The organism is Corynebacterium sp. NML 120412 (genome assembly GCF_002285155.1).
Lineage (GTDB): Bacteria > Actinomycetota > Actinomycetes > Mycobacteriales > Mycobacteriaceae > Corynebacterium > Corynebacterium gottingense.
Map to the genome: position 1 here is coordinate 1,247,493 of NZ_NSGL01000001.1, position 14,581 is coordinate 1,262,073.

Consider the following 14,581-nt stretch of genomic DNA (forward strand, 5'->3'; position numbering starts at 1 on the left):
ACAACCACACGTTCGCCACTGTGTTCTAATTTGTGCGGTGCCGTGTTCACCTCTCCTCTTAGAGTGCCAGGCATGTTGAACTTCACAAGCAAAACGCACATCGCCCCCGCCCAGCCTTCCGACTACTGCGCCCCGCTGCCCACTGAGTACGCCGCGCACATCCGCGAGCGCGAACCGGACACGCTCCAGCAGCTCACGGCGATGATCCACCACCCGCGCTCGCTCGCGCGGCCCACTGCGCGTTGGCGCCCGCCGACAAAACGGCTCCCCCGCCTTGGTCACACCACCGACCTCACCATCGCCATCTCGCGGCGCCGCGTCGGCCCACGCGCGCAGGCAAGAGTCCGCGGGTACGGCGAGGACCGAGTGCCCGCGTTTCTCATCGAGGTCCGCGTCACCGACCCCTCCGGACTCCCCACGGACCGCCGCGTCGCCGAAGGGTGGGTGCGCGCGCTTTTGCCTATCGACGCCGCGGGCGCCGTCCACGAGCTTCCGTCACCCCGCGCGGCCAGCTACGTCTGGCTCACCGACGGCGACTTCGTCCCGGTACTGTCACCGTCCTCCATGTTTGAGGGTCTCGCGGCGGCGTAGCCCGCCCGGGCTAGTCCTCGTCGTCTCCGTCGTCCTCGTCGTCTTCCTCATCGAAGTCGTCGTCTTCATCATCTTCGACGTCGTCGTGGCCGAAGATGTCGTAGATGTCGGGCTCGTCCTCGTCGTCTTCCAGCGGGAGGAGCTGGCCTTCCCACTCCTCCGCCTGGTCAGCGGCAAGCGACAGGACGTCGAAGAGCCGGTCGAAGTCGGTGAACGTGCCGAGGCTGAGCATTTCCGCCTCGGACACCGCTTCGCTGTGGATGGTCTCGAACAGGCGCAGTCGATCCTCCTCGGTCAGCTCTGCGTCGCCGTCGGACTCCCAGAGTTCGCCGATCGCGTCGTCCATGAGGTCGTCGTAGTTGTCCGACAGCGCGATGAACTCGACCGTCGCGGTGGCGGTCCCCTGCACCACCTCGACCTGGACCTGCAGCTCGGCGCTTTCGCCGACCTCGGCGCGCACCAGCTGGCTGTTGACGCGATCCGGGAAGAACTCCAGGTCCTCAATACGCTCGTCCGTAGCCTCGAGGAGGTCGCGCAGCACGGTAATCACCTGGTCGGTGGCCATGTGCTCTGCCACGGTCTCCACGGCGCTTTCCACGGAGAAGACGACGGCGACGAGCGCGGCTTCAAATTCATCATCGTCCTCGTCCACGTCTGCGGCGGCGATGTACACATTGGCGGCGGGCAGGAGCGGGTCGATTTCTACAAACTGGATTTCCACCTCGGACGTGATGGGCACGAACATGGTGTCGTCGTGTACCCGGGATTCAATCCCTTCACGGTCAAGGCTGGCTGCAATGTCCTCGAAAAAGCTCATGGCGGCGGTTTCCTTCCACTCTCCAGTCCAGGCCTGCCCCAGCCTAGCCAGGAATTCGCCGCGCCGTCGGCCGACGCGCACAAAGCACGGGTGCACGCGCGGTGGGAATTGCTGGGAGGTGCGTTGAGGGGGTGGCGGTGGCGTCGCTAAGCGTTGCCCTCGTCGGGGATGGAATCGGTGAGCGTTTCCACCAGGTCCTGCCTGTGCATGCCCCATTCGCGCATGTCAAAGCCCTCCCACGCGCGGCGCTGCGCCGCCTTGGGGTCGTACTCCACGGAGGACTTCGCCGCGAAGATCGCGGTCGCGCGGCCGGGCTCCGTGTCGCTGCGGAAACCGTAGACCGGCCACTTCTCGCCCGGATGCGCGTTGTGGAAGAAGGAGCCCCAGTGGAACTGCATGGCGGCGCTGACCTCGTCGAATTCCTCGCGCGGCTGGAACGGGTCGAACTTGGAAGCGCGGGTTGCCTTCGCATCGCCGAACACCGCCGCCAGGTCCGAGGTGTGCATGGCGCCGAGCCCGATCCGGCGCATCGTGGTCGACGCGTAGTCAAAGCGGTACATCCAGGTCGGGGCCGTGCGACGATGCTCGGTGGCCAGTATCACCGACGGCGCCCAGAAGACCGCGTCCGCGATGAGGGCGGCAAACTTCCGGCGATCGTCCACGAAGTCGTAGGTCTCCAGCACTGCCTCGGCGTTGTCGGGGTCGTAGACGCTCAGCGCCCGGCGCGCCGCGCGCAGGCGCGACTTGTTCGTCTGGTACAGCGCCTTGGCAAAACTGGCCTCGTCCGCGTTCGTGCCGATGATCAGCGGGACCGGCGCCTGGGCACCGGATTGGAACACGTCGATCGGGTGCGCGGGAAGCGTGTGCGTATCCACGGTGGGCATGAAGCTGGTGTTGAACTGGACGAGCTCTTTGCGGTTGAGCAGCATCGATTGCCCGACCCGCACCAGTGCCTCGGCGTCAGCCTCGCGCAGCGCCTCCAACGTGGTCTGGCTGGGCAAGCCCATATCCTTGATCAGCTTGCGCACCCACATCGCCGCCTGCACGCGGGAGTGCACGCTGGCAACGGGCGGCGACTGCGCAATCGCGCGGTGGAACAGCCCCCGCGCAGCCGGGGCGCACATCAGGTGGATCACCGCCGCGCCACCCGCGGACTCGCCCATGATGGTGACGCGGCCGGGGTCGCCGCCGAACCCGGCCACGTTGTCGTGGACCCAGCGCAGGGCGAGGATCTGGTCCAAGAGCGCCGGGTTGGCCACGCAGTCCTCGCCGAGCGTGCGGTAGTCCAAGTACCCGAACACGCCCAGGCGAAAGTTGACCGAGATGTAGACGATGTCCGTCGTCTTCGTCAGGTAGTGCCCCTGGAGAACCTTCTCGTGGCTCGACCCCGTGACAAAGGTTCCGCCGTGGAAGTACACCACCACCGGCAACTCCTCGTCGTTGTCGGGGCGCACGATGTCCAACGTGAGGCAGTCCTCCGTGCCGATGACGTTGTCCGTCCAGCCGAAGAACCCCTGCATGGCCGGGGGCGAAAAGGCGCTCGCGTCGCGCACCCCGGTCCACGACTCAACCGGGCGGGGCGCACGGAATCGCCCCGCGCCCTCGGTGGTCGCGCCGTACGGCACGCCGCGCCAGGTGCGGACCCCCGTGTCCGGGTCGACAATTCCGCGCACGCGACCGGCACTTGTGGTCACCACCGGTTGATCAGCGCTCGACATAGCCCCCACCCTAGACGCGAACGCGGCCACGTACAGCGACGCTCAACGGCAACGGGAATGGAAACCGCACGCGCAACGCTATACCGTGCGGAACTCGGTCCGACCGCCCAGGTGGGCACGAGCAATCACCGAGCGTTCGGCCGAAACGTGCACAATAGGTTTGCAATATCACACTATCGGGCTCGCCCCGGAGGAGGAAAGCATGGGACTGCTTGATCGCAACAACGACAAGGACAGCACGAACCGCGAAGGCAATGCCAGCGATACCAGCGACGTCACTGCCGCCAACGGTGCGCAGCTGGCCGAAGGCGCCGGCCCGATCGCCCGCGCCTTCATCAGCTCCGTGGACAAGGCCGTCTCGCTCCAGACCGGCACCATCCGCGCGTACGTGGACTGGCTGCGTCGCCAGGACACGGACGCAACCCCGCAGGACGTGCAGAAGCGCATGGATGCGCACTTCCGCAACACCGTCTCCGCTACCGGCGCCGGCGTCGGCGCCGCCGCCGCGGTCCCGGGCGTCGGCCTGATCTCCGGCAGCGCGGCGGTGGCCGGCGAGTCCGTCCTTTTCCTTGATCTGGCCGCCTTCTACACCGTCGCGTCTGCGTACCTGCGCGGCGACGATCCGGCCGACCCTGAGCAGCGCCGCGCAATGGTGCTCACCACGCTGGTGGGCACCGAGGGTCTCGCCATCGTGGACACGTTTGTCGGCGAGAACGCCTCGCGCCTGCCGTCCAAGTCCACGCTCGCACGCTTCTCCGGCCCGGGCCTGGCTGAGGCAAACAACATGCTCACCAAGGCCGCACTGAAGCAGGTGCGAAAGAAGATGCGCCGCGCCTGGATTGGCAAACTCCTCCCGCTGGGTCTCGGCGCGGTCGCTGGCACCACGGCAAACCGCAAGCTTGCGGATGAGGTGATCAAGCGCGTCGGCCAGTCGCTCGACCCGGTGCCGGACGCGTTCGCTACCCCGCTCCCGCCGAAGAAGGACGACGGGCAGGACTCTCAGGGCCTGAGCTTCGACCCGAAGCGCTTCGCGCAGTGGATCCTCAACATCTTCGGCCGCGGCAAAAACGACGCGGAGGAGCGCGCGCAGGTCGACGCCGCCATCGAAGCAACCAAGTAGCGCCGTGCCCCACGGCTTCCCCCTATTCCGCCGCTCGCTGACCGCCACCCCGGTCACGGCGGCGCTCGCGTTTTCCACCGCTGCGGCCGCCGCGGTGTTGCAGGTCCTCCTCCCCGCGCTGACGGGGCGCGCGGTGGACATCGCCACGGGCAATGCCACCGGCTCGGTCTCGCGCACCGCGTGGACGATGGTTGGCGTCGCACTGGTTACGTACGCGCTGGGCGCGGTGCGCCGCTGGGCGTCGGGCCGGCTCTCCGCCACCTCCCAGCACTGGCTTCGCGTGGAACTGCTGCGCACGATGCACCGGCTGGATGGCAACGGGCAGGACGCGATTGTCACCGGCCAGATCGTGGCCCGCTCGATTTCGGACCTCAACCAGTACGCCATGGTCCTGGGCCAGACGCCCATGTTCTTCACCCGCGCGATGCAGCTGGTCGGCACGCTTGTCGTCATGGTGGGCATGAATCTGTCGCTGACGGCGATGGCGCTGTGCCTGCTGCCGCTGATCTTGTGGGAGGCGAACCGCTCCCGGAAGGCGCTCTACGCCGCCACGTGGGTGAACCAGCAGGCCACGGCGGATTTGGCGGAGCACGTGGAAGAGACCGTCTCCGGGGTGCGGGTGGTCAAGGCGTTCGGCGGGGAGCGAAGGAGCGTCGATAAGCTTGATGCGCTCGGCCGCGAGCTGTACGCGGTGAAGATGCGCGCGGCGAAACTGACTGCCCGCTTCCAGCCGCTGTTATCACAGCTGCCCAAGATTGCGCTGGTCATCACCATCGTCGCGGCGGGGCTGATGGTGATGCGCGGCGGCATCACCATCGGCGCGTTCGTGGCGTTCACCACGTATCTGACGTCGCTGACCTCGTCGATGTCCATGCTGACCAACCAGTACGTGCGCCTGCAGATGGGTATGAGCAGCTTCGACCGCCTCGACGAGGTCCTCGCCCTCGCCCCGCACTCGCCGGAGCCCGCGCGCAGCAGCGCCCCGGAAGGCCCCGTCGGGCTCGCGTTCGATCGCGTGCGATTCTCCAACGGCGGGACCACAGTGCTTAACGACGTCAGCTTCACCGTCTCCCCCGGCGAAACCCTCGCGGTCGTCGGCCCACCCGGGGCCGGCAAAACCATGGCCGTGCAACTCGCCGGCGGCTTTTACACCCCCGATTCCGGGCAGTGCGCGCTTGTCGACGCCTCCCTGGCCACGACTCCCTACTCCGACCTTGCGCAGGAGGACCTCCGCGACCGGGTGACCTGCGTCTTCGACGACGCCTTCCTCTTCTCCTTCTCCATCTTTGACAACATCGCCCTCGGCGCGCCCGCGGCGCTGTCGGGCGAGGCGCTCACGGAGGCGGTGCACCGCGCGGCCCGGCTGGCGCGCGCGGACGAGTTCATCGAGCGCCTCGACAACGGCTACGACACACTCGTCGGCGAGCGCGGGCTCACCCTGTCCGGCGGGCAGCGCCAGCGCGTCGCCCTCGCCCGCGCGCTCCTCTCGCAGCCGCGGGTGCTCGTGCTTGACGACGCCACCAGCGCCATCGACGCCATCACCGAAGCCGAGATCCTGCACAACCTTCGCACTGAGCTCGGCGACGTCGCCGTCCTCACAGTGGCCCACCGCCAATCCACGGTCGACCACGCCGACACCGTCCTCATCCTCGACGCCGGCCACGTCACCGAGCACGGCCCCCGCGCGGACCTCGTCGCCACGCCCGCCTACCGCGCACTCATGACCCCCGAGGCGACGCAGGCCCCCGCGAGCGCGGAGGCGCCCGAGCACCTGCTCTGGCCGGACGAGCACTCCACATCCGCGAACCCCGACCTGGCCGCGGCATCCGCCGCCCGCGCGACCAGCAGCGGGGGCGGTCGGCATACCATCATGGCTGATGCTGGGTTGCTGGCTGACGTCGCAAAGCTCCCGCCCGCGCGAGAGCAGCCGAACCTCAACGAGGCGACGCTTGCGCGGCTGCGCACCCCGACGGGCAGCGGCAACGAGTTCAAGGTTTCGCAGCTCTTCCGCGCGGTGCGCTGGCTGATCGCGGGCAGCGTCGCGCTCCTCATCGTCGGCGTGCTCGCCGACCTCGCGTTTCCCACGCTCATCCGTGCATCGATCGACCGCGGCATCGCACCGAACGACTTCCGCGCGCTGTGTGCCATCGCGGGCGCGACGCTCGCCGTCGTGCTCATCGGCTGGGCCGCCGACGCGTGCCTGACCGTCCTGTCCTCCCGCTCCGGCGAGCGGCTCCTCTACGGCCTGCGCCTGCGCACCTACGCGCACCTGCAGCAGCTGGGGCTGAGCTTTTTCGAGCGGCACCTGTCCGGGCGCATCATCACCCGCCTGACCACGGACATTGACACCCTCTCCAGCTTCCTCCAGACCGGGCTGGCGCAGGCGATCGTGGCGGTGGGCAGCCTCGTCGGCGTCTCCGCCATGCTGCTTGCCACGGACGGCCAGCTCACGCTCACCGCGATGAGCGCGGTGCCCGTCATCGTCGTCGCCACGCTCATCTTCCGCCGCCTCTCGCGCCGCTACTTCACGGCCTCCCGCGCCCAGATCTCGGTGGTCAACGGCGATTTCGCGGAGCTCATCGGCGGCATCCGCGTCACGCAGATGTACAACGCGGAGCGCCGCGCCGAGGCGGCGTTCACAGACGCTTCGCTCGCCTATCGACGCCTCCGTATGCGCTCCGTGACGCTCCTCGCCGCCTACTTCCCGGGCATGCAGGCCATCTCGCAGATCATGACCGCCGCCGTCGTCGGCGTGGGCGCGACGCGCGTGTCCGAGGGCGACCTCTCCGTCGGCGTACTCGTCGCCTTCACCATGTACCTCGGACAGCTCTACGGGCCGATCCAGCAACTGGGCCAGATCTTTGACTCCTGGCAGCAGGCCACCGTCAGCTTCGACCGCATCACGGAGCTCCTGGCGGAGCGCACGACCGTGCCCGATACCGGCACCAACCCGCGCGCCGCCGACGCCGCCCGCGGTCCGCTTGCTCTCGAGGGCGTGAGCTTCGGCTACGGGGGCGTCGACAAGCGCGACACCCCAACCCTGGTGGTGAAAGACCTGGACCTCGACCTTCGGCCCGGCGAGACCGTTGCCCTGGTGGGGCCGACGGGCGCGGGCAAGTCGACCGTGGTCAAGCTGCTGGCTCGCTTCTACGACCCGACCGCCGGGCGGATCACCGCCTCGGGCACGGACATCGCCGAGTTCCCGCTGCCGGCATGGCGGCGCGCACTCGCGCAGGTGCCGCAGGAGTCCTACCTCTTCCCCGGCACCGTGGCCGACAACATCGCGTACGGCGCGCCGGGCGCCTCGCGGGCTGAGATCGAAGACGCGGTGCGCCGGCTCGGTGCCCTCGGCGTCATCGCGGCGATCCCCGGCGGGTTCTGCGCCTCGGTCGGCGAGCGCGGCCGCGGGCTCAGCTCCGGGCAACGGCAAATTATTGCGCTGGCGCGGGCGGAACTGCTCCACCCAGATGTGGTGTTGCTGGACGAGGCGACCGCGACGCTTGACCCGGCCACCGAGCACGCGGTCCTCAACGCTGCTGGTCGCACCACTGCTGGGAGGACCTCCATCATCGTCGCGCACCGGTTGCTCACCGCGCAACGGGCCGACCGCATAGTTGTCGTTGAAGGAGGACGTATCATAGAAGATGGTTCCCACGAGACCCTCCTGAAATCGGACGGAAAATATGCCCGGATGTGGGCAGTCAACCGAAATCGGGGGTAGGCCATGGTGGCGTCGTGGAAGAATGCGAGAGAGTTTTAACGCTCTGGCTATCAAGCGAATTACAGTCAAGATTTAGTTCGAGTAAAGACCCGACAGAAAGAGGCGAGGACCTGCCGTGAGCAGCGATAACACGTTCGGCCAGAACAGCTGGCTGGTTGACGAGATGTTCCAGCAGTACCAGGAGAACCCGGATTCCGTTGATCCGGAATGGCGCAAGCTCTTCGATGCAGAGGGTGCTCCCAAGGCACCGAAGGCTCAGCAGGCGTCGAAGGCTCAGCAGGCGCCCAAGGCCGCCAAGGCCTCCGCTGCGCCGGCTGCGAAGCAGGAGACGGCGAAGACCGACCCGAAGGTTTCCTCCTCCACCGCCGCGCCGAGCCAGGACGGCCGCGAGACCCAGATCGACCGCGCCGCCACCGCCGCGAAGGCCACCGCGTCCAAGGAGAAGGCAACGTTGCCGAAGCCGAAGAAGTCCCCGCTGGACAACATCAACAACATTGAGGTTGAGCCCGGCGAGTTCCAGCTCAAGGGCGCGTTCAAGGCGATTGCTAAGAACATGAACGAGTCCCTCGAGGTCCCGACGGCGACGACCGTGCGAGACATGCCGGTCAAGCTCATGTTTGAGAACCGCGCGCTGGTGAACGACCACCTCAAGCGCACCCGCGGTGGCAAGATCTCCTTCACCCACATCATCGGCTACGCCATCGTCCAGGCAGCCAAGCTGCACCCGGACATGAATAAGAACTACAAGGAGGACGGCAACAAGTTCTTCGCCGTCCAGCCGGAGCACATCAACCTCGGCCTGGCGATCGACCTGCCGGGCAAGGATGGCTCCCGCTCCCTCGTCGTCGCCGCCATCAAGGAGACCGAGAAGCTCGCGTTCAACGAGTTCATCGACGCGTACGAGGACATCGTCAAGCGCGCCCGCGACGGCAAGCTGACCATGGACGACTTCTCCGGTGTGACCATCCAGCTGACCAACCCGGGCGGCATTGGCACCCGCCACTCCATCCCGCGCCTGACCAAGGGCCAGGGCACCATCGTCGGTGTCGGCGCCATGGACTACCCGGCTGAGTTTGCCGGGGCGTCCGAGGACCGCCTCGCCGAGCTCGGCGTGGGCAAGCTGGTCACTCTGACCTCCACCTACGACCACCGCGTTATCCAGGGCGCGGAATCCGGCGAGTTCCTCCGCGACATCTCGCAGCTGCTTATCGACGACAAGTTCTGGGACGACATCTTTACCGCCCTGGAAATTCCGTTCTCCCCGATGCGCTGGGCACAGGACCAGCCCAACACCGGTGTGAACAAGGACACCCGCGTGATGCAGCTGATTCAGGCGTACCGCTCCCGCGGCCACCTCATCGCGGATACCAACCCACTGCGCTGGCACCAGCCGGGCCTGCCCATGCCGGACTCCCGCGACCTGCTCATGGAGTCCCACGGCCTGACCATCTGGGACCTGGACCGCACCTTCCACGTCGGCGGGTTCGGCGGCAAGGAGACCATGACGCTGCGTGAGGTCATGTCTCGCCTGCGCGCGGCCTACACCCTGCACATCGGCGCGGAGTTCACCCACATCATGGACCGCGACGAGCGCGAGTGGCTGCGCGACCGCCTCGAGGTCGGTATGCCGAAGCCCACCAACGCCGAGCAGAAGTACATCCTGCAGAAGCTCAACGCCGCAGAGGCCTTTGAGAACTTCCTGCAGACCAAGTACCTCGGCCAGAAGCGCTTCTCGCTCGAGGGTGCCGAGACCCTCATCCCGCTCATGGACGCGGTCATTGACACCGCCGCTGGCCAGGGCCTCGACGAGGTCGTCATCGGCATGCCGCACCGCGGCCGCCTCAACGTGCTGTTCAACATCGTGGGCAAGCCGGTTGCCACCATCTTCAACGAGTTTGAGGGCAACGTGCAGTCCGCACAGCAAGGTGGCTCCGGCGACGTGAAGTACCACCTCGGCTTCCAGGGCGAGCACATCCAGATGTTCGGCGACGGCGAGATCAAGGTCTCCCTTGCCGCTAACCCGTCGCACCTCGAGGCCGTCGACCCGGTCCTCGTCGGTATGGCCCGTGCGAAGGCCGACATCCTCAAGGAAGCCGGCGTGCGCGAGGACCACCCGGTCGTGCCGATCATGCTGCACGGCGATGCTTCCTTCACCGGCCTGGGCGTGGTCCAGGAGACCCTGAACCTGTCTCGCCTGCCCGGCTACACCGTCGGCGGCACCGTCCACATCGTGGTGAACAACCAGATCGGCTTCACCACCACCCCGGACTCCGGCCGTTCCTCCTTCTACGCTACCGACCTGGCCAAGGGCTTCGACTGCCCGGTCTTCCACGTCAACGGCGACGACCCGGAGGCGGCAGCCTGGGTTGCCCAGCTGGCCACCGAGTACCGCCGCGAGTTTGGCAAGGACGTCTTCATCGACCTCATCTGCTACCGCCTGCGTGGCCACAACGAGGCCGACGACCCGACCGTGACCCAGCCGGTGATGTACGACCGCATCCACAGCCACGATTCGGTCCGTACCCGCTACACCAAGGACCTCGTCGGCCGCGGCGACATCAACGCCGAGGAGGCCGAGAAGGCAGCCCAGGACTTCCACGACCAGCTGGACTCCGTGTTCACCGACGTCAAGGAGCACGAGGGCCAGCCGAGCGAGCAGACCGGCATCACCGATTCCCAGGAGCTCACCCACGGCCTGGACACCTCCATCGACGAGGCGACCTTCAAGCGCCTCGCTGGCGCGTTTGTGGACCTGCCGGAGGACTTCACCTCCAACAAGCGCCTGAAGTCCGTGATGAAGAAGCGCGGCGGCTCCTTTGAGGACGGCAACATCGACTGGGGCTGGGGCGAACTGCTCGCGTTCGGCTCCCTGGCCGAGGAAGGCAAGTTCATCCGCCTGGCGGGCGAGGATTCCCAGCGCGGCACCTTCACCCAGCGCCACGCGGTCCTGTACAACCCGGAGAACGGCGAGGCGTACAACCCGCTCGACCACAACGCGATCGAGTCCGGCAACGGCGGCCGCTTCGAGGTCTTCAACTCCGCCCTCACCGAGTTCGCGGGCATGGGCTTCGAGTACGGCTACACCCTGGGCAACCAGGACGCCATGGTCGCGTGGGAGGCGCAGTTCGGCGACTTTGCCAACGGCGCGCAGACCATCATTGACGAGTACGTCTCCTCCAGCGAGACCAAGTGGGGCCAGCTGTCCTCCCTGACGCTGCTGCTCCCGCACGGCTACGAGGGCCAGGGCCCGGACCACTCCTCCGCCCGCATCGAGCGCTACCTGCAGCTCGTCGCGGAGGGCTCCATGACCATCGCGCAGCCGTCTACGCCGGCAAACCACTTCCACCTCCTGCGCCGCCAGGCGATGGGTGAGATGAAGCGTCCGCTCATCGTCTTCAGCCCGAAGTCGATGCTGCGTAACAAGGCCGCGGTCTCCCAGCCGGCTGACTTCATCGAGGTCAACCGCTTCCAGTCTGTTATCGACGACCCGAACTTTGTCGAGCGCGGCAACAAGAAGATCGCCGATACGGACAAGGTCACCACGATCATGCTCTGCTCCGGCAAGATCTACTGGGAGCTGGAGAAGAAGCGCGAGAAGGACGGCCGCGACGACATCGCGATCATCCGTGTGGAGATGCTCCACCCGATCCCGTTCAACCGCCTCCGCGACGCGTTTGCCAACTACCCGAACGCGAAGGAGATCCGCTGGGTCCAGGACGAGCCCGCCAACCAGGGCGCTTGGCCGTTCTACAACGAGCACCTGCGCGAGCTGATCCCGGACATGCCGAAGATGGTTCGCGTCTCCCGCCGTGCACAGTCCACCACCGCCACCGGTGTGGCCAAGGTGCACCAGCAGGAGGAGAAGGCGCTGCTCGAGGAGGCATTCGCCAAGTAACGCCTCGCAGCACAAAGGCCCCCGTCCTGGGGGCCTTTCTTCTTGGTCGCACCTAGGGCGCGCGCTTCTCGACGCCTCCCGCTACGCCGCGCGCTGCGTCCCGTCCTTCTCGTCCTCGTCCTTGGTTTTCGGGGCGTTGATGTTGATGCTCGCGTATTCCATCAACCATTCCGCCACCGCGGAACGCACAGTCTCCCCCGCTTCTACGCGCTCCGTCATCTCCTCGATGTCCTTGGTGGACATCACGCGCGTAATAAAGTTCAATCGGGTCGACTCGGTGCGGGTGAGCCTGCCGTCTTTGATGATGGGGACGATGTTCTCCGGCAGCCCCTGCTTCGCGGCCTCGCTGTCCTGGCAGGCCTGCGCGGGCGAGGGATCCACCGAGCGAACGTTTGCGGGGAACGTGGCGACCATGGCGGCATACACCTCATCTTGGCGCTCGGCCTCGGACGCGCTACTCGTCGTGTTCTCGTCCGCGGCTCCGGCCGCCTCGTCGCTCGGCTGCGCGAAACTTGCCGCGGTCTGCGGATCCAGCTGCGTGAGGACCTGGCCCGTGCAGCCGACCACGATGTCGACGTTGTCCTCCTTCAGGATGTCCAACGGGCTGCGCGACGCAAACGACGAGTTCGCCGCGAGACCGACCGGGCGGCCGTACGCGGCGAGGACCTGGTTGTAGATCTCTCCGATGACCAGCTGCTCCGGCGACGCCGGGTCGACGGCGATAGCGAGCGTCCCCTCTGCTCCGACGTTGAGTACGGTGGTAATCTCCGGCCGCTCAAACGGCGTGCAGGACGCGAGGGACAGCGCGCTCGCTGTCACTATCGCCGCGGTGGCGACGCGTCGCCACCGCTGATTCACCTTGCCCACACAGATCCCGTCCTCTCGGTCAGTACGTTCGGCCGTTTGGTCCTCTTGATCCTAACGCTCGTCGCCGTCGGCCCCCGGTAACGGGCGCTGCGGCTGCCCCATCGCGGCGATCATGTCGCGGGCGCGAGTGGCCACGTCCTGCTCCGCGAGCACGTCGTAGCGGCCCGCCACGATCGTGGTCGCGGAGGCGAAGTCGCGCTTGCCGCCGGTGAATCCGTACGCAAACGCCGCGGAAATGAGCCCAAACACAGCACCGCCGATGACACACATGGACACCAGCAGCCAGGTGCTGCCCTCGGAGGCGAACATCCCCATGATGAGGCCGATGAACAGCCCGAACCACATACCGGACAGCGCACCGCCGCCGAGCACGCGCGGCCAGGTCAGCCGCCCCGTGATGTTTTCCACCTGCATCAGGTCGACGCCGACGATCGTGAGTTTTTCCACCGGGAACTCGTTGTCGGACAGGTTGTCCACGGCCGATTGCGCCTCCTGGTAGGTGCCAAAGCTGCCCACCGGCCAGCCGGTTGGGATCTCGCGGTTTTGCGGGCTTCGGAGCGAGGGAGAAGTCATGGTCGGTGTCCTTTCCGGGGAGTCAGCGGCCTGCGCGTGCAACGTCCACATCTTACCGCCCGCGCTCATGGCTGGACCGCGCTACGCCGTTTCTGCCACGTCGCGCGCCACCCTATACTTGGTAGGCGTTATGACTGACACTTCCCCGATTACCAAAGACGCCGTCTACGAGGCCCTCTCGCGTGTCGAGGACCCCGAGATTGGCAAGCCGATCACGCAGCTCAACATGGTCGAGTCCGTGTCCATTGACGGCAACGATGTCGCCGTGGGCGTATACCTGACCATCGCCGGCTGCCCGATGCGAGACACCATCGAGTCCAACACGCGCGCGGTGCTCGAGGACCTCGAGGGCATAGGCGAAGTCTCGGTCACCTTGCACACGATGAGCGACGAGCAGCGGCGCGAGCTCGCACAGTCCCTCCGCGGCCAGCAGAGCGGCCCCGCGATCCCGTTCGCCGACCCGAACTCACGGACTCGCGTCTTCGCGGTCGCTTCGGGCAAGGGTGGCGTGGGCAAGAGCTCCATGACCGTCAACCTCGCCACGTCGCTGGCCAAGCAGGGGCTTTCCGTGGGCATTATCGACGCCGACATCTACGGCCACTCCATCCCCGGCCTCATGGGCTCCGCGGGGCAGGGCCCGACTGTGGTGGACGAGATGCTCATGCCGCCGATCGCGCACGGCGTCCGCCACATCTCCGTCGGCCAGTTCGTGGAGGGCAACGCCCCGATCGTGTGGCGCGGCCCGATGCTCACCCGCGCCATCCAGCAGTTCCTCGCGGACGTGTACTGGGGCGACCTCGACGTCCTGTTCATGGACCTGCCGCCGGGGACCGGCGACGTGGCCATCACCGTGGCGCAGCTGGTGCCCAACGCCGAGCTGCTCATCGTCACCACCCCGCAGGCCGCGGCCGCGGAGGTGGCGGAGCGCGCGGGCACTATTTCGCAGCAGACGGATCAGCCGATCGCGGGCGTGATTGAGAACATGGCGGGCATGGTCATGCCGGACGGCTCCACCATGCACATCTTCGGCGAGGGCGGCGGCGAGCAGGTCGCCGAGCGCCTCACCGCGCTGACGGATAATGAGGTCCCGCTGCTCGGGTCGATCCCGCTGGACCCGAAGCTGCGCGAGCACGGGGACACGGGCACGCCGGTCGTGCTCGATGAGCCCGACTCCCCCGCTGCCAAGGCCATCACGGAGGTTGCAAACAAACTAAAGATCCGCCGCACCTCGCTGGCGGGCAAGAGCTTGAACCTCGGCGTGAAGTAGCCCCTGGCGCTG

At 67.0% G+C, this 14,581-nt stretch carries 9 protein-coding genes; 5 read left to right on the forward strand and 4 right to left on the reverse strand.

Going from position 1 to position 14,581, the window contains the following annotated elements:
* The first annotated feature begins 72 nt into the window (after nucleotides 1–72).
* The gene (locus CKJ84_RS05690; protein ID WP_233125510.1) at nucleotides 73–591 is read left to right on the forward strand and encodes a hypothetical protein; all 519 of its coding nucleotides are present in this window, start codon (nucleotides 73–75) and stop codon (nucleotides 589–591) included.
* A 10-nt stretch (nucleotides 592–601) separates the two neighbouring features.
* Here CKJ84_RS05690 and CKJ84_RS12215 read toward each other — a convergent pair whose 3' ends face one another.
* Nucleotides 602–1,408 (reverse strand): hypothetical protein, encoded by an 807-nt coding sequence (locus CKJ84_RS12215; protein ID WP_095546199.1) that lies wholly within the window; start codon nucleotides 1,406–1,408, stop codon nucleotides 602–604.
* 146 nt (nucleotides 1,409–1,554) lie between these two features.
* Nucleotides 1,555–3,126, reverse strand: coding sequence for a carboxylesterase/lipase family protein (locus CKJ84_RS05700; RefSeq protein WP_095546200.1), 1,572 nt, complete (start codon nucleotides 3,124–3,126; stop codon nucleotides 1,555–1,557).
* 160 nt (nucleotides 3,127–3,286) lie between these two features.
* Between CKJ84_RS05700 and CKJ84_RS05705 the strand changes: the two genes are divergently transcribed.
* The 3 genes from CKJ84_RS05705 (at nucleotide 3,287) to CKJ84_RS05715 (ending at nucleotide 11,862) form a co-directional block, all read left to right on the forward strand.
* On the forward strand, nucleotides 3,287–4,246 hold the full coding sequence (locus CKJ84_RS05705; RefSeq protein WP_158221675.1) for a hypothetical protein: 960 nt from the start codon (nucleotides 3,287–3,289) through the stop codon (nucleotides 4,244–4,246).
* A 4-nt stretch (nucleotides 4,247–4,250) separates the two neighbouring features.
* Nucleotides 4,251–7,967, forward strand: coding sequence for an ABC transporter ATP-binding protein (locus tag CKJ84_RS05710; RefSeq protein ID WP_095546202.1), 3,717 nt, complete (start codon nucleotides 4,251–4,253; stop codon nucleotides 7,965–7,967).
* Nucleotides 7,968–8,082: 115 nt separating this feature from the next.
* On the forward strand, nucleotides 8,083–11,862 hold the full coding sequence (locus CKJ84_RS05715) for a multifunctional oxoglutarate decarboxylase/oxoglutarate dehydrogenase thiamine pyrophosphate-binding subunit/dihydrolipoyllysine-residue succinyltransferase subunit (RefSeq protein ID WP_095275872.1): 3,780 nt from the start codon (nucleotides 8,083–8,085) through the stop codon (nucleotides 11,860–11,862).
* 81 nt (nucleotides 11,863–11,943) lie between these two features.
* Here CKJ84_RS05715 and CKJ84_RS05720 read toward each other — a convergent pair whose 3' ends face one another.
* Together CKJ84_RS05720 and CKJ84_RS05725 are read right to left on the reverse strand one after the other, a co-directional pair.
* Nucleotides 11,944–12,729 (reverse strand): hypothetical protein, encoded by a 786-nt coding sequence (locus CKJ84_RS05720; protein WP_095536996.1) that lies wholly within the window; start codon nucleotides 12,727–12,729, stop codon nucleotides 11,944–11,946.
* Nucleotides 12,730–12,780: 51 nt separating this feature from the next.
* Nucleotides 12,781–13,353 (reverse strand): general stress protein, encoded by a 573-nt coding sequence (locus CKJ84_RS05725; RefSeq protein ID WP_198947126.1) that lies wholly within the window; start codon nucleotides 13,351–13,353, stop codon nucleotides 12,781–12,783.
* Between the two features lie 79 nt (nucleotides 13,354–13,432).
* On the opposite strand from CKJ84_RS05725, the gene CKJ84_RS05730 reads away from it, so the two are divergent.
* Nucleotides 13,433–14,569 carry an Mrp/NBP35 family ATP-binding protein gene (locus CKJ84_RS05730; protein ID WP_095275865.1) on the forward strand — a complete coding sequence of 379 codons (1,137 nt, stop codon included), beginning with the start codon at nucleotides 13,433–13,435 and terminating at the stop codon, nucleotides 14,567–14,569.
* Nucleotides 14,570–14,581 lie beyond the last annotated feature (12 nt).